The following is a 19,581-nucleotide window of genomic DNA, read 5'->3' on the forward strand; positions in this document are numbered from 1 at the left end:
CGTGACGACGTCGGTGAGGCAGTTCGGTTAACTACGCCCGCTGAACTCCGACCACGCGACCCTTCTCGATCGCCAGCGCCAGCTCCCCACGCTTGAGCTTCAGCGCGGCTTCGCCGAACAACTCGCGGCGCCAGCCGCGCAGGGCCGGCACGTCGGCATCATCGCTGGCTGCAATCTCTTCGAGATCGTCGACGGTCGCGATCACCTTGCTCGCCACCGCGTGACGCTCGGCGGTCATGCGGAGCAGTACCTTCAACAGCTCGACCGTCGCGGCACCGTTGGAATTGTTGCGCGGCTTCTCCAGCTTCGGCAGCGTCGAGAAATCCCGCGCCAGGCCGCGCTCGACTGCGGCGACGATGTCGGCGCCCCATTTGGACTTCTCGAAACCCTTCGGCACCGAGCGCAGATGGGCGAGCTTCTCCAGCGTGTTCGGCGCATGGGTGGCGATGTCGGTGACGGCTTCGTCGCGCAGCACGCGCCCACGCGGCACGTCGCGACTCTGCGCCTCCTGCTCGCGCCAGGCGGCGACCTCCATCAGGACGGCGAGATCCTTCGGCTTGCGCACCCGCGTCTTCAGCCGCTCCCAGGCACGCTCGGGGTGGAAATCGTAGGTCTTGGGCGAGGTCAGGACCTCCATCTCGATGGAGACCCATTCGCTGCGGCGGCGCTTCTTGAGGTCAGCGTCCAGCGCGGCGAAGACGTCGCGCAAATGCGTCACGTCGGAGACCGCGTAATGCATCTGCTCCTTGGTCAGCGGCCGGCGCGACCAGTCGGTAAAGCGGTGGGTCTTGTCCGGCCGGTGGCCGGTCACCTTCTCGACGAGGGCGTCATAGGCAATGCTGTCGCCATAGCCGAGCACCATGGCGGCGACCTGGGTATCGAACACCGGATGCGGGATGATGTTGGCCTGGTGCCAGATGATCTCGATGTCCTGGCGCGCGGCGTGGAAGACCTTCAGCACGCTCTCGTTGGCCATCAGCGCGAAGAACGGCTTGAGGTCGATGCCCTCGGCCAGGGTGTCGATGACAACAGCTTCCTCGGGGCTGGCCATCTGCACCACGCACAACAGCGGGTAATAGGTGGTCTCGCGCAGGAACTCGGTATCGACGGTAATGACGGGATGCTTGGCCAGCCGGCTGCAGGCAGCTGTGAGGTCAGCGGTGGTGGTAATCAAATCCATGAACGGCCCATGACACTTGGTATCAGCCGTTCTGCCGAAAGTGCTGTGATGTCAAGGGGGTTGGCGCGAATTCGAGCCTTGCATTGCGACCAGAATCGCCGGAAGCGGCGAAAATTCCTATTCGTAGCGGATCCGGTGCGAGGATTTGCGGGCGCAGGGCAGCGCCACCACGACCAGGCACATGCCAACGAGGGCCAATCCCAGGAACTCGAAAACCAGCAGATCCACGGCGGAAATCTCCAGAAACATCGGTAGATTTGTCGGGGCTGCGTTGACGGTCTGTTAATTGCAATGGTTACCGGCGGCGGGCCGGGCGGGATGGTGGACGGGGGGTTAACGGCAGTAGCCGCTCAAACGCATCAGGCGCCCCGCGGGAGGGAGCGCCGATCTTCGTTTGCCGGTGCGGCCCGCCTTACGGCAGCTTCAGCGACGTTTCGGCATTGTACGGCTTGAGCGTCTCATCGGCGGCCTTCTGAGCGGCGACGAGGGCGTCCTTCGGCTGCTTCTTGCCGTTGAGGACCAGCATGACCTCGTCCTCCAGGTTCTTGCGCACCGGCACGGTCTTGTAGGTCGCGAACCAGGACTTGGCGACGTCGAGCTGCTCGACGGCGATCTTGGCGTCCGGGTTCTTGTTGAGGAAGTCGACCATGTCAGGCGTCTTGTAGGCGGCCATGTTCGGCGCGAAATAGCCCGTGGCGCGGCTCCACCAGGCACTCTTCTCGGGCGAGGTCATCCACTTGATCAGTGTCCAGGCGGCCTTCTGCTTGTCGGCTTCGACGCCGGCCGGAATGATCAGCGAGGCGCCGCCGATCGGCACGGCGTTGCGGACGTTGCGCGGAATGAAGGCGACCTTGTAGTTGAACTTGGCGTTCTCGCGCACGTAAGTGAGCGAGCCCGTCGACAGCATCATCATCGCGGCGTTGCCCGAGATGAAGGAGGTGCTGACGGCGGGGCCAGGCGTGGCGCCGGGCGGGTGGACCTTGTACTTGCTCACGAGGTCGTTCCACCAGGTCAGCGCACCTAACATCGACGGTGTGTCGTAGTAGACCTCGCCGCCGAACTCCTCGTTGTAGTAGCGCCCGCCATTGCTCATGGTGAGCGTTTCCATCATCCAGCCGCAATAGTCGTAGGCGCAGGGAATGGCGATGCCCCATTGGGTCACCTTGTCGCCTTCGCGCTTGGTGAGCTTCTTGGCCCATTCGGTGAGCTCGGCCCAGGTCTGCGGCGGTTGGTTCGCATCAAGGCCGGCTTCCTTGGCCTTGTCGGCGTTGATGTAGAGCAGCGGCGTCGAATTGTGGAAGGGCACGCCATAGACCGAGCGGTTGATCACCGCGTTGCCTTGCAGCGCCGGGAAGAACTGGCCCAGGAACTGCTCCTTGGTGGTCCCGTCGGCCTTGATCAGGGCATCGAGATTGGTGAGTTCGTTCTCGATCTGCATGTCGAGCAGAAAGTTCGCCGACATGATCACGGCAGCCGGCGGCTTGCCGGCCTTGATCGAGGCGCGCGTCTTGATCAGCGTGTCGTCGTACGAGCCGGTGTAAACAGCGGTAGCCTTGATATCGGGGTGACCGTCGTTGAACTCCTTGATCAAGGTGCCCATGTCGCGGGCGAGCTTGCCGTCGACGGGGACAGGGAAGAACAGGTCGATCTCGGTTGGGCCTTCGCCGGCGAGCGCGGGGAACGTGAGGGCGCTTGCCAAAGCGCCTGCCATAGCGAGGCCGAGCATGAGCCTGCGGGAGAACAGCATCGAAAATCTCCTATTTGATGCCTGAGGTGACGAAAGAGCTGATGAAACGCTTCTGGAAGATCAGGAAGGTAATGAGCAGCGGTGCGATCACCATCAGCGTGCCGGCGGCGATCGTGCCCCAGTCCTGCGTGCCTTCGGCGGTCTTGGTGAAGACCGAAAGCCCGACCGTGAGCGGCCGCTTGTCCGGCGAGTTGATCACCATCAGCGGCCACAGGAAGTCGTTCCAGTGGCTGGTAACCGAGATGATGGCAAAGGCCGAGAAGCTCGGCAGCGACAGCGGCACGTAGATGTGGCGGATGCGCTGGATCAGGCTGGCGCCATCGATCAGAGCGGCGTCCTCGAGCTCGGTCGGGATGGCCTCGAATGCTTGGCGCATCAGGAAGGTGCCGAAGGCCGAGGCGAAGAACGGCATCATCACGCCGGCGAGCGTGTTGTAGAGGCCGAGCTGCACCACCAGGCTCAGGTTGGGTACGATCAGCAGCACAGGCACCAGCATGAGCTGCATCAGGAACAGGTAGAAGATCGGCGTCTTGCCAGCGAAGTCGAGCCGCGCAAAGGCGAAACCCGCGAGCGTGATCGTGACGAACTGCACCAGCAGGATGCCGGTGCAGATGATCGTGGTATTGAGGAAATAGCGCGGAAAATCGCCGATCTCCCAGGCATCCCTGATATTGTCGAGCGTCGGCTTCAGGCTCGGCATCAACTCCGCCATGAGGTTGATGCCGTCTGAGGCCGGACGCAGCGTTGCCACGCCCATCCACAGGAACGGGATCAGCCAGGCGAACGCGAGCAGGATTGTGAGCAGGAAGCCCAGCTTCGGCGTGATCTCGTTGCGGGTGGCGAGCGGGGCGTCCTTGTAGAGACGATCGATCAGCTTCATGCGCCGCCCTCGCGATTGGCCATCGTGCGGAACGAGAGCGCGGTGAGGGCCATCAGCGCAGCGAGCGTCAGCAGCGTTGCCGCAGAGGCCTTGCCGACGTCGAAATGCTCGACCGCTTGCTGATAGATGTAGAACAACACGAGATTGGTCGAATTGGATGGGCCGCCCTGGGTCAGGACGAAGACGTGGTCGACCTGCGTTACCGCATTGAGCGTGGCGATCACGATGACGAACAGGAAGGTGGGCTTGAGCTCCGGCAGGATGATGTAGCGCAGCCGCATGAATGGGCCGGCACCGTCGAGATGCGCGGCTTCCATGACGTCCTCCGGCACCGCCTGCAGGCCCGCGAGGAAGAACAGCATGTAGTAGCCGGCGTTCTTCCAGACCGTGATAATCATGATCGCGTAGAGCGCGATGTCGGGGTCGCCGAGCCAGTTCGGCAGCACCGGAAGCAGGCGGCCGACGTAATGATCGAGCAGGCCGACATTGGGCAGGAAGATGAACAGGAATAGCGCCGAGGCTGCCACCATCGGGATCAGCACCGGCAGGAACAGCGCGGCGCGGAGCGCGCTGGTGACGGCGTTGGTGCGCGCCAGTGCCAGCGCGAACAGCAGCGCGAGGCTGATGCTCGGGATCGCTGTGCCGACAGCATAGATGAGGTTGTTGATGACGGCGCCGGTGAAGGCGGGGTCGCCCAGCACCGCGCTGATATTGTCGAGGCCGACGAAGCGCAGCGGCGCCTTCGGCGTGGCGCGCTGATACAGCGCATCGATCAGCACGCGTCCCATCGCGCCATAGGTGAACAGCGCGAGGAAAACGAGCGAGGGCAGCAGCAGCAGGTAGGCCGGCAGCGATGCTTTGAAGCGCGCGATGAATCTCCTCGCGACGTGAAGGCGCGGCGGCGCTGAGGCCGCGACGGAGAGAGCCGCGGGTTCGGCGAGGCTCATCTCACCGCGCCGCGAAGCTGAGCGCATAGTCGCGGCCGTCCATTCCCTCGGGCGGGTCGAACGGGAAGCGGAGACTGGTGTCGAGGAAGTCGTGGCTGTGCACGACGAGGTTCTGATCGTCGATCAGCACCACACCATAGGCCGGCGGCTCGTGGCTCGCCAGATGATCAGTGGCGGCGGGATCGAGCTCGAACCAGACCTGGTGGTTGGTGCCGCGCAGCGTCGAGAACGGGATCTTGCCGTAGCTGCCGAAGATCGGCCGGTGTACATGGCCGAAGAAGAGATGGCGGATGCGCGAACGATAGGGCGCGATCACCTCGGCGAACTCCGCGCTCTGTCTCAGCGCGATCTCATCCATCGCATGCACGCCGACCGGGAAGGGCGGATGATGCATGAACACGACGAACTGCTGGTCGTCAGGCGCAGCGGCAAGCGTCTTGGCCAGCCAGTCGAAGCGTCTCGTGCACATCTCGCCGGCGTGGCTGGTCTCGTCGAGGGTGTCGAGGAAGACGAACAAGCCGTGCTCGGTGGTGCGGGTGCCTTGCACGAAGCCGTTGGGATCGCGGGGCGCGGCTTTCAGGCCATCGAGGCAGGCGACGCGCTTGTCGTGATTGCCGACCATGGCGATGTAGGGAATCTTCAGGGCCGACATCGCATCGGCGAAGTTGGCGTAGGATTCCGGCTCCCCCCAATGGGTGAGATCGCCGGTCACGACCGCGAAGGCGGCGTCCGACTGATGCTTGTTGATGTCGGCAACCGCCGCATCCAGCCGTGCGCGCGGATCGAGGCCGTAGAGCGTCAAGCCGGGATTCGCCAGATGCGTGTCGGTGAGGTGGATGAATTTGAATGGCATGGCGCGCTTTGTCGGACGGTTGGAGGATGGACGCCTCCGGCAAGACGACCTGCCAGCCCGTTAGAGCGCGTGTGTTTCAGTTTGATGACAGCGGTTCCCTGCGCTCGGAATTCCACAGGAGGCGCGGGCAAGAGAAGAAATCGAAAACAACCCCATGCACAGTAGCCCACGGTTGCCGGGTCGACGCTCTACGCGTGTTTCGACATCCGTTGATACGGCGGGCAAAACAGGGCATATTGCCAATATCGGAAAATCCGCAGAACGCCTGTTCGAGGGCAGCCCTGCAACGAAGTCCCATTTACCTCACGTCCCGCAGAACGTCTGCAACACCCGCTGATCCGGCAGTGGCGGATCGGCGTAGGCGGCGTACTCCGGCTGGTCCTGATAGGGCTTGGCCAGCACCTTCACCAATTCTTCGAACGGCGCATAATTGTCGTCGTTCACCGCGGCCTGGATCACCGCCTCGACGCGGTGGTTGCGTGGGATGAAGAGCGGATTGACGGCGTGCATCGCGGCTTGCCGCTCGGCTGCAGTCTGCGGCTCCAGTGCAATGCGCGCGCGCCAGCGTCCGGCCCATTCGTCGAACGCTGCGGGCTCCATGAACTGCGCGCGCACGTCGGCGCTGTCGTCAAGTGCGGCGTCGCCAAGCTTGCGGAAGGTGAGGGTGAAGTCGGCCTGGTTCTTGGCCATGGCATCGAGCAGGTCCTGGATCAGAGCCTCGTCGCCGTCGCGCTCGGTGAACAAGCCGACCTTCTGCCGCAAGCCCGCCTGATAGGCGGCGCTGAACGTGTCGGAGAAGGCGCTGAGAATGTCCTGGGCTTCCGCGACCGCCTTTTCCTGGTCGTCGGAGAACAGCGGCAGTAGGCATTCGGCGAGGCGTGTCAGATTCCACAACGCGATGCGCGGCTGGTTGGCGTAGGCGTAGCGGCCCATCTCGTCGATCGACGAGAACACCTGTGAGGGGTTGTAGGCGTCCATGAAGGCGCAGGGGCCGTAGTCGATGGTCTCGCCTGATATGGACGAGTTGTCGGTGTTCATCACGCCGTGGATGAAGCCGACCAGCAGCCAGCGCGCGATGAGCTCGGCCTGCCGCGCGACCACAGCGGCGAGCAGGGCGTGATAGGGCCGCTCGGCGTGAAGCAGATCCGGATAGTGGCGGGTGATGACGTGGTCGGCGAGCTGGCGGATCGCGTCGGTGTCGCGGCGGACGGCAAAGAACTGGAAGGTACCGACCCGGATGTGGCTCGAGGCGACGCGCGTCAGCACCGCACCGGGCAGGACGGTCTCACGGATCACGGGCTCGCCGGTGATGACGGCCGCGAGCGAGCGCGTGGTCGGAATGCCCAGCGCATACATGGCTTCGCTGACGATGTATTCACGTAAGACCGGCCCCAGCGCGGCGCGGCCGTCGCCACGGCGGGAGAACGGGGTGGGCCCCGAGCCCTTGAGCTGGATGTCGCGGCGGACGCCATTGATGTCGATGACCTCGCCGAGCAGGATGGCGCGGCCGTCGCCGAGCTGGGGCACGAAATGCCCGAATTGGTGGCCGGCATAGGCCATGGCGATGGGATCGGCGCCTGATGGAACCGTCTTGCCGGCCAGGATTTCGGCGCCCTCAGGGGTCTCCAGGACGTCAGGATCGAGCCCAAGCTGAGCCGCCAGTGGCCGGTTCAGCTTGATCAACCGGGGCGCGGCCACGGGGGTCGGCGCGACGCGGGCAAAGAAGCTGTCCGGCAGGGCCGAATACGAGTTCTGGAAGGGGAAATGAACGGTCATGGAGGTAAAGATAGGCGGGGAACGCGGATCGGCAAAGGCTTGGGGCCCAATCGGCCCAAAATGAGTGCTTCTGCCCAAAACTGGCCGTTCCCTTGGTTGCCGCCTCCGGCCTCGTCGGGTAAACCCTGCCGCAACTTCGGACCGGTCGTTTCAGGCCGTCCGATTCGTATCCTCCGACATTGATTTTGGGACGACCATGCATCGCTACCGGTCACATACATGCGGCGCGCTCCGCGAGAGCAACATCGGCGAGACCATCCGCCTCTCGGGCTGGGTCCATCGCGTTCGCGACCATGGCGGCGTGCTGTTCATCGACCTGCGCGACCATTATGGACTGACCCAGTGCGTGGTCGATCCGGACTCGCCGGCATTCTCGCTGGCCGAAAAGCTGCGCTCGGAATTCGTGGTCAAGATGGACGGCAAGGTCCGCCGCCGCCCCGAAGGCACCGACAATGACGATCTGCCGACCGGCAAGGTCGAAGTTTACGTCAGCGAGATCGAGGTGCTGGGCCCGGCCGGCGATTTGCCGCTGCCCGTGTTCGGCGACCAGGAATATCCAGAGGATATCCGCCTGAAGTATCGCTTCCTCGATTTGCGTCGCGAGAAGCTGCACCAGAACATCATGACGCGCGTCGAGATCATCAAGTCGATGCGCCGGCGCATGGAGGGGCAGGGCTTCTTCGAGTTCAACACGCCGATCCTGACCGCGTCCTCGCCGGAAGGCGCGCGCGACTTCCTGGTGCCATCGCGCATTCATCCCGGCAAGTTCTACGCGCTGCCGCAGGCGCCGCAGCAGTACAAGCAGCTCTTGATGATGTCGGGCTTCGACCGCTACTTCCAGATCGCGCCCTGCTTCCGCGACGAGGACCCGCGCGCCGACCGTCTGCCGGGCGAGTTCTACCAGCTCGACGTCGAGATGAGTTTTGTCACGCAGGAAGACGTGTTTGCGGCGATGGAGCCGGTCATCACCGGCGTGTTCGAGGAGTTTGCGAGAGGCAAGCCCGTGACGAAGGGCTGGCGGCGGATTCCGTTCGCGGAAGCGCTGCGCAAATACGGCAGCGACAAGCCTGATCTGCGCAACCCGATCGAGATGCAGGACGTCTCCGAGCACTTCCGCGGCTCAGGCTTCAAGGTGTTCGCGCGCATGCTCGAAGATCCCAAGAACCAGGTGTGGGCGATTCCCGCGCCCGGCGGCGGCAGCCGCGCCTTCTGTGACCGCATGAACTCGTGGGCGCAGGGCGAAGGCCAGCCCGGCCTCGGCTACATCATGTGGCGCGAGGGCGGCGAGGGCGCTGGCCCGCTTGCGAACAACATCGGGCCCGAGCGCACCGCCGCGATCCGCGCGCAGCTCGGCGTCAAGGAGGGCGATGCCGCCTTCTTCGTCGCCGGCGACCCCGACAAGTTCTGGAAGTTCTCAGGCCTTGCCCGGAACAAAGTCGGCGAGGAATTGAATCTCACCGATAAGGAGCGGTTCGAGCTCGCCTGGATCGTCGACTTCCCGATGTACGAGTACAACGAGGAGGACAAGAAGGTCGACTTCTCGCACAACCCGTTCTCGATGCCGCAAGGCGGACTCGAGGCGCTGAAGAACCAGGACCCGCTGACCATCAAGGCGTTCCAGTACGACATCACCTGCAACGGCTACGAGATCGCCTCGGGCGGCATCCGCAACCACGTGCCTGAGGCGATGGTGAAGGCGTTCGAGATCGCAGGCTACGGCGAGCAGGAGGTGGTCGATCGCTTCGGCGGCATGTACCGCGCCTTCCAATACGGCGCGCCGCCGCACGGCGGCATGGCCGCGGGCGTCGACCGCATCGTGATGCTGCTCTGTGGCACCACGAATCTGCGCGAGATCTCGCTGTTCCCGATGAACCAGCAGGCCATGGATCTCCTGATGGGCGCCCCGTCGGAAGCCACCACCAAGCAGCTGCGCGAGCTGCATGTGCGGGTGAACCTGCCGCAGAAATGAGATTGTCTCCACACCGTCATTGCGAGCCACCGGGTCCGCGCGAAGCGCGGCCCGATGACAGGCTCCGCGAAGCAATCCAGACTTTCTCCGCTGAGATATCCTGGATTGCTTCGTCGCAAGGGCTCGCAATGACGAGGAGGAGAGAGTTGCGCGTCTCTCCTACAGCCCCGTCGACGCCTCGATCCTGAACTGCGCCAGCGCGCTCTCTGGATCGATCTTGATGAGCTGCTTTCTGCATCAACGGCACCTTGGCGCGGGGGGTGAGCTTGATGACGAGCGTCTGGCCTGGGGTCTCGACGAAGCTTGCGATGGCATCCACGGCTACGCCCGCATCCGGGTTGGCGGAAGCGATCTCTTCCCGATGCATCCTGACGTCGTCGGCGAGCGCCTGCCGTGCAGCGTCGCGGCTGACATTCTTGCCACGGGCGTACTGTGCCGCTGCGGCCTCGACCGCGCCATTGTCGCGCAGGGAGAGCTCGAGCGAGCCCGCTTCAATCCTGACAGCCTGACCCATGAGCTGGGCGGGATCTGACGAAAACACCTCGCGCGGCACGTTGTCGAGGGCAATGCGCAATTGCGCTCTCGCGATCCCGCCAATGTCGAGGGTCGCCGGCGTCAGGGCGAAGCTGTTGGACTGTTCGGTCCATGCCGCGCCGAGATCGAGGTCGATCGCGAGCTTGTCGATGCCGGCCGCGAGTAACGGAAGCTGCTTCGGATCGGACGGATCGGTGGGCGTGACAAATTTGGCAACCACATGCGCCTTGCTCGGGATCGAGCCCACCAGCTGCCCCCAGTCCAGGCTCAGCGTGTCGATCGTGACCAGCTTCTTCGTATTCTTGAAGGGCGCCGTCACGCCCTTGATCTCCGCGCCTGCCAGCACGCCGAACAGCCCGAGCATCTGATCCGGCGCGGGCGTCCGCCCTGGTGTCGTGAGATCGGCTGCCCAGCGCACCAGCTTCGCGACGCTGAAGGACTTCAGCGCGAAGCGCTCCATCTTGAACCGCCCTTGCGGGGACGGCGCGTCGACTCCTTCGACGGCGAATTCGCCGTCCTGGTATCTGACCACATTGATGCCGCCCGTGCCTTGCGGCGTTGCCATCGAGGTCTTGCCGATCTCGATCTTGCCGATGCGGAGGCCGTCATAGAAGCCGGCAACCTTCTCCATCATTTCACGCGCTTGTGCCGGCGTTGGAGGAGCCGATTTGTCCTGCGGCAGCGCCGCAAACATCTCTGCCAGCCGGAATTTCGACGGCTGCACGGCGATCTCGTTCATGCTGAAGCTGGCGATATCGACGCGCGTCCCTTGCGCAAACTTGAGCACATAGGGGCCTGCCGAGACCTGGCGGTAGGCCCGGTGGTAGCTGTCGTCACCCGCCGTCTGCGGATCAAGCGTGGCGCGGATTGCGGTCGCATCGAAATCGTTGACGATGATGTTTGACAGCTCACCCGTCAGCTTGTCCGGTTTGCCTGGCTGCTTCACGTCGATCGAGATGGTTGCGCGATCCGCTTTCATCACATCGATCTTGCCGTGCGTCAGATTCTGGATCGCCATTCCTGAATAGGTGATCTCTCCGCTGGCCGTGCTGCCGGACTCGAAGGTCATTGTCAGTGTCGGGGCAATGAGCGACGACGCCTTGATGCTGACGTATTGATCGAGGGCGTAGCGGTACATCTCGACCAGGGAATTGTCTGCCGGCACGGTCAAAACGTGAACGGGACCGGCATAGTCGCGCATCGTGAGCTGCGGAATCTTGTAGGACGCCTTCAGCTTTGCCGGGCCGACCTGGTCCAGCGCGACTTCGAATCCGGTGATGTCGATGCTGTCGGCGGAAAACCCGGTCTCGTCGACCAGGCGAACGCCGGTGCCCTTGATGCCCGCGATCTTGATCTGCGCCTGCGGCTCCTTGCCGGGATCGACGACGATGTCCTCGATCGAGAGTGTACGTGTCGGCAGGTCGAACCCGATCTTGCCGTGGCTCGCCTTGCCGCCGGCCTTGCGGATCTGCTCGAACGCCGCCTCGACCTCGCTGGTCGCCCGATGCTTGACAGAGAGGTTGGCGCCAAACCATCCGCCCACGGCGAGCACGGCTGCCACGATCAGGCCGATCAGGATCCGCTTCATTCCCAGCTCCAGTTGCTCGTTGTGCGCTGCGCAACCTGCCATATTCGGGAAAGGCCGCTTCGTCCAGGGAAAGCTAGCCCTATCAGTTATTTGACGGCGTGCCCTGTTGACGGGGGCGCAATCGGATGTTGCCACCGGGCGGTCGGCCGTGCTTCATCCCGTTTCCACGGCCCGGAAATATCGCCCGCTCGGGCGGCCGTTCCGGATGATGCATTTTGAGGCCGGTAACGCGAGGCAAGAGACCGCATGTCGTCCTATTCTGATGATCTCCACCAGGCGGCGCTGGCCTATCACCGTCTGCCGCGCCCCGGAAAACTCGAGATCCAGGCGAGCAAGCCGCTCGCCAACCAGCGCGACCTCGCGCTTGCCTATTCCCCGGGCGTTGCGGCTGCCTGTACCGAAATCGCCAAGAACCCGGCGGAAGCCGCGACCCTGACGACCCGCGCCAATCTGGTCGCGGTGGTCTCGAACGGCACCGCGGTGCTCGGCCTCGGCAATATCGGCCCGCTGGCCTCCAAGCCTGTCATGGAGGGCAAGGCGGTCCTGTTCAAGAAATTCGCCGGTATCGACGTGTTCGACATCGAGATCGCCGCCGACACCATCGACCGGGTGGTCGAGACCGTGGCCGCGCTCGAGCCGACCTTCGGCGGCATCAATCTCGAGGACATCCGTGGACCGGAGTGCTTCGAGATCGAGGCGCGGCTGAAGGAGCGCATGAAGATCCCGGTCTTCCATGACGACCAGCACGGCACCGCGATCATCGTCGCCGCAGCCATCACCAACGGCCTGCGCCTGAACGGCAAGAAGCTGTCCGAGGTCAAGATCGTGCAGTCAGGGGCGGGCGCGGCCGCGCTCGCGACCCTCAATCTCCTCGTCTCGATGGGCGCGCAACGCAAGAACATCTGGGTCTGCGACATCGACGGTCTCGTGCATGAAGGCCGCAATACCTCAATGGACCGCTGGAAGGCGGTCTATGCGCAGAAGACCGACAAGCGCACGCTCGGCGACGTCATCGGCGGCGCGGACATCTTCATCGGACTTTCGGCGCCGGGCGTGCTGACGCCCGAGATGGCCAAGCAGATGGGCGACAAGCCCTTGATCATGGCGCTTGCCAACCCGACCCCGGAAATCATGCCCGAGGAGGCGCGGAAAGCGCGGCCCGATGCCATGATCTGCACCGGGCGCTCCGACTATCCGAACCAGGTCAACAATGTCCTGTGCTTCCCGTTCATCTTCCGTGGCGCGCTCGACGTCGGCGCCACCGCCATCAACGAGGAGATGAAGCACGCCGCGGTCGATGCGATCGCGCAGCTCGCGCGTGAGGCGCCGTCGGATGCGGTGTCGGCCGGCGGTTTCGACACCGGCGAGGCGGGCGGCTTCGGACCCGGCTCGCTGATCCCGAGCCCGTTCGATCCGCGCCTGATCCTGCGCATCGCGCCGGCGGTGGCCAAGGCTGCGATGGAATCGGGCGTGGCGACGCGGCCCATCACCAATTTCGAAGAATACGAGACGCAGCTCACGCGCTTTGCCTTCCGCTCCGGCCTCGTCATGAAGCCGATGTTCGCCAAGGCCAAGACGCAGCCGGTGCGTGTGATCTACGCCGAAGGCGAGGACGAGCGCGTGCTGCGCGCCACCCAAGTGGTGCTGGAAGAGAATCTGGCGCGGCCGATCCTGGTCGGTCGCCCTTCGGTGGTCGAGGCGCGCATCAAGCGCTTCGGCCTCTCGATCCGTGCCGGCAAGGATTTCGATCTCGTCAATCCCGAGGACGATCCGCGCTACCGTTCCTACGTGCAGTCCTATGTCGAGGTCGCCGGCCGTCGCGGTGTGACGCCGGATGCGGCACGCACCGTGGTGCGCACCAACAACACGGTCATCGCGGCGCTGGCGGTGACGCGCGGGGAGGCGGATGCGATGCTTTGCGGCGTCGAGGGCCGCTACATGAGCCATCTGCGGCACGTCCGCGAGATCGTCGGCTTCTCGCCTGGGGTCAGCGATTATGCGGCACTGGCCTTGCTGATCACCAGCAAGGGCGCCTTCTTCATCGCCGACACGCAAGTGAGGCCCAATCCGAGCGCTGAAGAGCTTGCCGAGATCGCCTCGCTCGCGGCGGTCCATGTGCAAAGGTTCAACATCAAGCCGAAGATCGCCTTCGTCTCGCATTCGGATTTCGGCAGCTACGACACCGAGTCCTCGCGCAAGATGCGGCGGGCGACCCAGCTCCTGAAGGAGAAGCATCCGGAGATCGAGGCCGACGGCGAGATGCAGGGCGACACCGCGCTGTCCGCCGCAGCGCGAAAAATGGTGCTGCCGCACTCCAAGCTGGAGGGCGAGGCCAACATCATGATCATGCCGAGCCTGGATACCGCCAACGTTGCCTATCAGATGATAAAGTCGCTGGCGGATGCGCTCCCCGTCGGGCCCATCCTGATCGGCCCGGCACGGCCCGCCCACATCCTCACGCCCTCGGTCACCGCGCGCGGCATCCTTAACATGACGGCGGTCGCCGTGGTCGAAGCGCAGGAACGCGCGGCCCGGCAGCAGCCGACGTTGTTTACGTAAGGGGGGGCCGGAGCGCGGTCTTCGCCTCTCCCCGCGTGCGGGGAGAGGCCGGAGTTTGCGAGAGCAAACTCCGGGTGAGGTGGCGCCTCCGCGAATCCAATTCTCACCGTGATTGCGGAAGCAGCCCCTTACCCCGACCCTCTCCCCCTAAGTACGGGGAGAGGAGCAACTGCGACCGCTTTTGAATAACTCGCAGCTTTCCATTTCGCCGTTTGAAAACCGCAATCGGACTCTCCATAATCCGCGGGCGTCCCGCGTTTAGCGCTTTGCCAAGAGGCCGACCATGCCAGCGTTCGTGACTTTCGGGCGAATCCTGTTCGCCGTGCTCTTCATCTACACGGGCGCGACCAAGTTCTTCCCGCTCCAGGCGACGGCCGACCTCATCGCCGGCAAGATCGTGGTGCCGGATGCGATCGCCCCCTATGCGAAGCAGGTGGAAACGGCGACTGCAATGACCACGCCGCAATTGTTGGCGATCGCGCTCGGCGGGCTCGAGATCCTTGCGGGACTGATGATCGCGCTGAATTTCGGCCCGCGCTTCTTCGCGATGCTGATGATCATCACCGTCGCGGTGTCGACCGTCCTGTTCTCAGATTTCTGGAATCAGACGGCGCCCGAGAACGCTGCGGTGGTGATCGACGCGCTGAAGAATCTCTCCATCATCGGCGCGCTGTTCATGATCATGGGCTACGGCCGCGTGACCCGTCCGGCCGAGGCCGCCTATGGCGACGTGTAGGACAGGCCGAACGAGTCGTGCCTGTGTCTTGCGGGCCACACCCGAAACCGGGAACGAATGGTATATGGGTCTGGCCAACCCATGCTGTCCGACACCGAACAACTCTCTGACCTGATCGCGGCGATCTACGACACCGCGTTCGACCATTCGCGCTGGCCGGACGCGCTGGAGCGGACGGCGCTCTTCATGAATGCGACGGGCGCGACGTTCGTCGCCCATGACGCGGCGCGCAAGGAAGGCAATCCGGTCTATACGTATGGCGGCGATGCCGCGTTCAACGAGCGCTATTTCTCCGAGACCGTTAAATTCAATCCGGCGTTGGTGCCGATCAGCCTCTATCGTGAGCCCGGCGAAGTCTTCCATCTCACCGAGCTCGTGCCGATCGAGGAGGTACGCCGCTCGCGCCTGTTCAAGGACTGGATGGAGCCGTCCGACTGGGGCGACTTCACCCATGCGCTGGTGGAAAAGTCCGGCACGCGCTTCTCCACGTTCGGCGTCGCCCATCCGCTGAGCCGGTCGCCGGCGACGGACGCCGTGAAGGATCGCCTGCGGCTGCTGGTGCCGCATGTGCTGCGTGCGGCGCAGATCTCCAACACGATGCAGCTTCAGCGCGTCGAGGTCGACGGCATGACGGCCACGCTCGATGCGCTCGGCGCCGCGGCCTTTCTCGTCCGTGCCGAGGACGACTACGTCTACGCCAATCCGAGCGGCCTGAAGTTTCTCGCCGAGGCGGGGCTGCTTGCCGAACTTGACGGCAAGCTGCGGCCGACCGGCGCGGATGCGGCGAAGCTGTTGCGCGCGGCGGTGCAGGCCTCTGCAACGGATCTCGCGCTGGCGAACCAGCCGGTTGCCATTCCGCTCGGCAGTTACGCCGGCGATGTCTGGATCGCCCACGTCGTGTCGCTGCGGCAGGGCTCGCGGCGGCAGGCCGGCCGCCGCTACGATGCGGTCGCCGCGATCTTCATCCATCGCGCCGAAGTGCGCCGCCCGACCTTGGTGCAGGTGATCACGGCGCAGTTCAAGCTGACGGCTGCCGAAGCGCGCGTGCTGTTTGCTATCCTTGCCGCGGAAGGCGTAGCAGAAACTGCGGGCGTGCTCGGCATCGCCGAGGAGACCGTGAAGACGCATTTGAAGCGGATCTACGCCAAGACCGGCGCCGGTGGTCAGGCCGAATTGTTCAAGCTGCTGCTGGCCTACGCCAACCCGATGGTCGGCTGAACGTCAACGCGGCCTCTGTGTCCCGATCGCAACATATGGTTCCAAACGCTTCGTCCATCCCTCGCGCGGGGGACGACCGGATGTCGCAGCCTCGCTAAGCCTCACCGTATTGCAAACAGGCGGCCAGCCGTGAGCGGGCCGGATGGGGGAATAGTGATGAAGCGAATTGGTCTGGTTGCCGCCGGCGTTGCGGTCTTCGGTTTTGCCGGTGCGGTCGAGGCGGCCGACCTGGCTGCCAAGGTCTACACAAAAGCACCGGCACCGATTGCTGCAATCTACGACTGGAGCGGCTTCTATCTCGGCCTCAACGGCGGCGGCGGCTGGAGCAGGAAGTGCTGGACCAATACCAGCACGCTCGGCGGTCCGACCGTCCCCGCCTTCGATGAAGGATGCCATGACGCTTCTGGTGGGCTCGTTGGTGGCCAGGTCGGCTATCGCTGGCAGTCGGCGAATTGGGTGTTCGGCGTGGAAGGACAGGGCGACTGGGCCAATCTCAAGGGCTCGAACTTGAGCCTCGCCTCGGCGCCGATCTTCGGCTTCGCCGCCACAAACCAGAGCAAGATCGATGGCATCGGCCTGATCACCGGGCAGGTCGGTTACGCCTGGAGCAGCGTGCTTTGGTACGCCAAGGGCGGCGCTGCGGTCGCGCACGATACCTACACCGGCATTCTGACGGTGAGCTCGACCGCATTCGATCGCGGCAGCGAGACGCGCTGGGGCGGGACGATCGGCACCGGGCTGGACTTCGGCTTCGCGCCGAACTGGTCCGTTGGCGTCGAGTACGACCATCTCTTCCTCGGCCGCCGTGATGTGACTTTGACGTCGCTGCTTCCGCCCGCCGGCGGACCCTCCCGCACCGACAGCATCAGGCAGGACGTCGACATGGTCACGGTCCGGCTGAACTACCGGTTCGGTGGGCCGGTGGTGGCGAAGTACTGAGCCTGGGCGCGGGCCCTACGGTCGGCATCGTCCATCTCATTGAACTTTCGCAGGTACCATGACTTTCAGGATTGGTTTGCCCGTCGTGGCCGCGGGAATACTCGGCTGCGCGTCCATGTGGCCTGGCGTTGCCGCGGCCCAATGCACCGCAGCGGCACCGGACCAGACGTGCACTAATTCCGGCAGCATCATTGGTCCGCTCCAGGCGCAAGGCCTTGTCGGGAGCGACGGCGGCCCGGGTGCTCCTGGAGGAACTGGTGGCAACGCTTCCACGATCAACACCGGGACGATCTCGCTCTTTGGTGCGTCCGCGACTGCCGGCGCGGGAGGTCTTGGTGGGGATGGTTGGACAGGCGGCATCGGCGGGAATGGCGGCTCGGCGGCACTGAGCAATACCGGCGGCATCGCAGGCGCCGTCACAGTGATGGCAGGGCGCGGGGGCGACGGCGGCTATGGAGGCGCGGGCTTTGGCCAAGGAGCCGATGGCGGCCATGGCGGTGGTGCGGTTCTGATCAATTCCGGAAGCATTGGCGGGACCGTCACCGTGACCGCGGGCGGTGGCGGGGGCGGCAATGACCCCAGCTCTGCGTCCAACAACGGTGCCGGCGGCAGCGGAGGTGTCGGTGGCTCCGCCGCGCTCACCAACGTCGGGAGTATTGGAGGCGCTGCCTTGGTGACCGGGGGCGTCGGCGGCTATGGCGGAAACTCGGATACCGATTCAGGCGGTGCCGGCAGCAACGGTGGCGCCGCCAGTCTGACCAACTCCGGCACGATCGCGGCAGGAGCCACGGTCACGGGCGGCGCGGGTGGTGGTGGAGGCGAAGGTTATCGCGGCGGCAGCGGCAGCGGCGGCGGCGACGCCATGCTCACCAACACCGGGAGTATCGGGGGAGCAGCCGTCGTGTGGGGAGGCTCCGGCGGCCGCGGCGCCGTCGGTGATTCCGACGATGGCGGCTGGGGCGGCAGCGGCGGTAATGCGGCTCTGGTCAACGCGGGCCATATCGGCGGCTCTGCGACGGCGACTGGCGGCGCGGGAGGCAATGCTGCCGATTACTCCTTCAACGACAGCGGCAGTGGTGGCAGCGGCGGCGACGCCACGTTGACCAATACTGGAAAGATCGGGTCGGCGGCGACGGTGACCGGAGGTAAGGGCGGTTCGGGCGGTACCGGCGGCGGCAACAGCGGCGATGGAGGCAACGGCGGCAACGCGACGCTGAGCAACTGGGGCGGCATCTTCGGCGGCGTCACGGTCGCGGGTGGCATGCACGGTACAGCCGGCAATGGCGGTGTCGACGGCACCGACGGCACCGCGACATTGAACGTCTATGCGGGCTCGCGCATTGCCGGCGCGATCACGCTGACCGGCTCGGCCAAATATCTGAACTTCTTCGGCGGCAATTACAGCTACACGCTCAATTCGCTCTCGGGTGTGAACATCTCTGTGGCAGGCGCGCCGTTCGTCGTGCTGGGCAACACCGTTGTGGTAGTCGATCCCCAGGTGAGCGCGTCGGTGCTGTCCACGAATGTCCGCGCTTTGGTCGACTTCTCGCGCACCGCCTCCGACGCCGTGCCGGTTTTCTCCGGCAACGCGCCCGGCAGCGGTGGTGCGCCGCTGGCGTTCGCCGGATCCGAGGCGCCCTCGCGCTTCGACGACGCCTTTGCCGCCGTCTCCGGTCTGTCGTCCGCCTATGCCGGTGATGCCGTGGTCTTCAAGGCGCCCACCGCGACTTACGCAGACGGCACGTCGGTGTGGGCGCGCGGCTTCGCCGGTCAGCGCGTGCAGCAGCAGGATGGGGCGCAGCTGCGCAACACCAATCTGTTCTACGGCGGCATGATGGGCGCGGACTTCGCCTTCCGGCCGGACCTGCGATTCGGTATCTATCTCGGTGGCGGTGACACGAAGAGCGCGATCGATCTCAACCAGGGCAGCAGCAATGCCGATCTGGTGTTCGGCGGCGCCTACGCGCGCTACGACATCGGACAATCCTTCCTGCATGCGGCGGTGCAGGCCGGCGGCTCGCGCAACAATGTCAGCCGCACTGTCAACAACAACCTCGCGCTCAACGGTATCGAGACGGCCAGCGCATCGTTTAACGGCTGGTATGTGAGCCCCGAAGCGACCCTCGGCCATCGCTGGGCCCTCGGCAATCTTGGTGGCGCCGCCTACACGCTGACGCCCTCGCTGCGGCTTCGCTATCTCTACGGCGCCTATGACGGCTACGCCGAGACCGGCACGGCTGCGCCATTGACGGTCGGAAGCCAGAGCGTGAGCTCTCTGGAAGAGCGTGGCGAGATGAAGCTGACTCGGAGCGTGAGCTTCACGGCAAGCGACATGCTGTCGGCCAGTATCAGCGCCGGCCTGCTCGGTACACAGCGAATGGGCGGCAACACGGTCAATGCAGCGCTGCTCGGGCAGGCCATCCCGTTCGCGACGACGGGGCAGGCCGACATCTGGGGTGGCTTCGGCGGTTTGGGCCTCGAATGGCGCAGCCGCAACGTGACGCTGTTCTCCGCGGCCGAATATCTTGCGCTGTCGGACAAGTCGAACGTCGTGAGTGGACGCGCGGGTCTGCGCGTGGCGTTCTGAGCCAGGACGGGTTCAATCGATGCAGGCAGCGCGTCTGCCTGTGCGTGCGCGCCTGATGATTGCTATCC

At 64.7% G+C, this 19,581-nt stretch carries 13 protein-coding genes; 6 read left to right on the forward strand and 7 right to left on the reverse strand.

Annotation, left to right across the window (positions count from 1 at the left end; genetic code table 11):
- Positions 1–31 precede the first annotated feature (31 nt).
- The 6 genes from rnd to IF809_RS02990 form a co-directional block, all read right to left on the reverse strand.
- Positions 32–1,180 (reverse strand): ribonuclease D, encoded by a 1,149-nt coding sequence (gene rnd, locus IF809_RS02965; protein ID WP_462836771.1) that lies wholly within the window; start codon positions 1,178–1,180, stop codon positions 32–34.
- A 412-nt stretch (positions 1,181–1,592) separates the two neighbouring features.
- On the reverse strand, positions 1,593–2,927 hold the full coding sequence (locus IF809_RS02970; protein ID WP_462836772.1) for an ABC transporter substrate-binding protein: 1,335 nt from the start codon (positions 2,925–2,927) through the stop codon (positions 1,593–1,595).
- Positions 2,928–2,937: 10 nt separating this feature from the next.
- The gene (locus IF809_RS02975) at positions 2,938–3,807 is read right to left on the reverse strand and encodes a carbohydrate ABC transporter permease (protein ID WP_462836773.1); all 870 of its coding nucleotides are present in this window, start codon (positions 3,805–3,807) and stop codon (positions 2,938–2,940) included.
- On the reverse strand, positions 3,804–4,754 hold the full coding sequence (locus IF809_RS02980) for a carbohydrate ABC transporter permease (RefSeq protein WP_462836774.1): 951 nt from the start codon (positions 4,752–4,754) through the stop codon (positions 3,804–3,806). The genes IF809_RS02975 and IF809_RS02980 overlap by 4 nt, the downstream gene beginning before the upstream one ends.
- A gap of 1 nt (position 4,755) precedes the next feature.
- Complete coding sequence (locus IF809_RS02985) at positions 4,756–5,607, reverse strand: phosphodiesterase (protein WP_128965873.1); 852 nt, start codon at positions 5,605–5,607, stop codon at positions 4,756–4,758.
- Positions 5,608–5,910: 303 nt separating this feature from the next.
- Positions 5,911–7,383, reverse strand: a complete 1,473-nt coding sequence (locus IF809_RS02990; protein ID WP_462836775.1) for a protein adenylyltransferase SelO — start codon at positions 7,381–7,383, stop codon at positions 5,911–5,913.
- Between the two features lie 196 nt (positions 7,384–7,579).
- On the opposite strand from IF809_RS02990, the gene aspS reads away from it, so the two are divergent.
- Complete coding sequence (gene aspS / locus IF809_RS02995; RefSeq protein ID WP_462836776.1) at positions 7,580–9,352, forward strand: aspartate--tRNA ligase; 1,773 nt, start codon at positions 7,580–7,582, stop codon at positions 9,350–9,352.
- A gap of 16 nt (positions 9,353–9,368) precedes the next feature.
- Here aspS and IF809_RS03000 read toward each other — a convergent pair whose 3' ends face one another.
- Positions 9,369–11,474: a hypothetical protein gene (locus IF809_RS03000; protein ID WP_462836777.1), complete on the reverse strand. Its 2,106-nt coding sequence runs from the start codon at positions 11,472–11,474 to the stop codon at positions 9,369–9,371.
- A gap of 246 nt (positions 11,475–11,720) precedes the next feature.
- On the opposite strand from IF809_RS03000, the gene IF809_RS03005 reads away from it, so the two are divergent.
- The 5 genes from IF809_RS03005 (at position 11,721) to IF809_RS03025 (ending at position 19,513) form a co-directional block, all read left to right on the forward strand.
- A complete protein-coding gene (locus IF809_RS03005) occupies positions 11,721–14,033 on the forward strand; it encodes an NADP-dependent malic enzyme (RefSeq protein WP_128965877.1) in 2,313 nt (770 codons plus the stop codon).
- A gap of 283 nt (positions 14,034–14,316) precedes the next feature.
- Positions 14,317–14,769: a DoxX family protein gene (locus IF809_RS03010; protein WP_128965878.1), complete on the forward strand. Its 453-nt coding sequence runs from the start codon at positions 14,317–14,319 to the stop codon at positions 14,767–14,769.
- An 81-nt stretch (positions 14,770–14,850) separates the two neighbouring features.
- Positions 14,851–15,987, forward strand: coding sequence for a helix-turn-helix transcriptional regulator (locus IF809_RS03015; RefSeq protein WP_462836778.1), 1,137 nt, complete (start codon positions 14,851–14,853; stop codon positions 15,985–15,987).
- Positions 15,988–16,143: 156 nt separating this feature from the next.
- Positions 16,144–16,926, forward strand: a complete 783-nt coding sequence (locus IF809_RS03020; protein WP_462836779.1) for an outer membrane protein — start codon at positions 16,144–16,146, stop codon at positions 16,924–16,926.
- 58 nt (positions 16,927–16,984) lie between these two features.
- Positions 16,985–19,513: an autotransporter family protein gene (locus IF809_RS03025; RefSeq protein WP_462836780.1), complete on the forward strand. Its 2,529-nt coding sequence runs from the start codon at positions 16,985–16,987 to the stop codon at positions 19,511–19,513.
- Positions 19,514–19,581 lie beyond the last annotated feature (68 nt).

This window comes from Bradyrhizobium sp. UFLA06-24, from assembly GCF_054967145.1.

Excerpts from the sequence above, each read along its gene's own strand:
- aspS (WP_462836776.1), top strand. The coding sequence starts at position 7,580 with ATGCATCGCTACCGGTCACATACATGCGGCGCGCTCCGCGAGAGCAAC.
- IF809_RS02985 (WP_128965873.1), bottom strand. The coding sequence starts at position 5,607 with ATGCCATTCAAATTCATCCACCTCACCGACACGCATCTGGCGAATCCC.
- IF809_RS03000 (WP_462836777.1), bottom strand. The coding sequence starts at position 11,474 with ATGAAGCGGATCCTGATCGGCCTGATCGTGGCAGCCGTGCTCGCCGTG.
- IF809_RS02980 (WP_462836774.1), bottom strand. The coding sequence starts at position 4,754 with ATGAGCCTCGCCGAACCCGCGGCTCTCTCCGTCGCGGCCTCAGCGCCG.
- IF809_RS02975 (WP_462836773.1), bottom strand. The coding sequence starts at position 3,807 with ATGAAGCTGATCGATCGTCTCTACAAGGACGCCCCGCTCGCCACCCGC.
- IF809_RS03025 (WP_462836780.1), top strand. The coding sequence starts at position 16,985 with ATGACTTTCAGGATTGGTTTGCCCGTCGTGGCCGCGGGAATACTCGGC.
- IF809_RS03020 (WP_462836779.1), top strand. The coding sequence starts at position 16,144 with ATGAAGCGAATTGGTCTGGTTGCCGCCGGCGTTGCGGTCTTCGGTTTT.
- IF809_RS02970 (WP_462836772.1), bottom strand. The coding sequence starts at position 2,927 with ATGCTGTTCTCCCGCAGGCTCATGCTCGGCCTCGCTATGGCAGGCGCT.
- rnd (WP_462836771.1), bottom strand. The coding sequence starts at position 1,180 with ATGGATTTGATTACCACCACCGCTGACCTCACAGCTGCCTGCAGCCGG.
- IF809_RS02990 (WP_462836775.1), bottom strand. The coding sequence starts at position 7,383 with ATGACCGTTCATTTCCCCTTCCAGAACTCGTATTCGGCCCTGCCGGAC.
- IF809_RS03010 (WP_128965878.1), top strand. The coding sequence starts at position 14,317 with ATGCCAGCGTTCGTGACTTTCGGGCGAATCCTGTTCGCCGTGCTCTTC.
- IF809_RS03015 (WP_462836778.1), top strand. The coding sequence starts at position 14,851 with ATGCTGTCCGACACCGAACAACTCTCTGACCTGATCGCGGCGATCTAC.
- IF809_RS03005 (WP_128965877.1), top strand. The coding sequence starts at position 11,721 with ATGTCGTCCTATTCTGATGATCTCCACCAGGCGGCGCTGGCCTATCAC.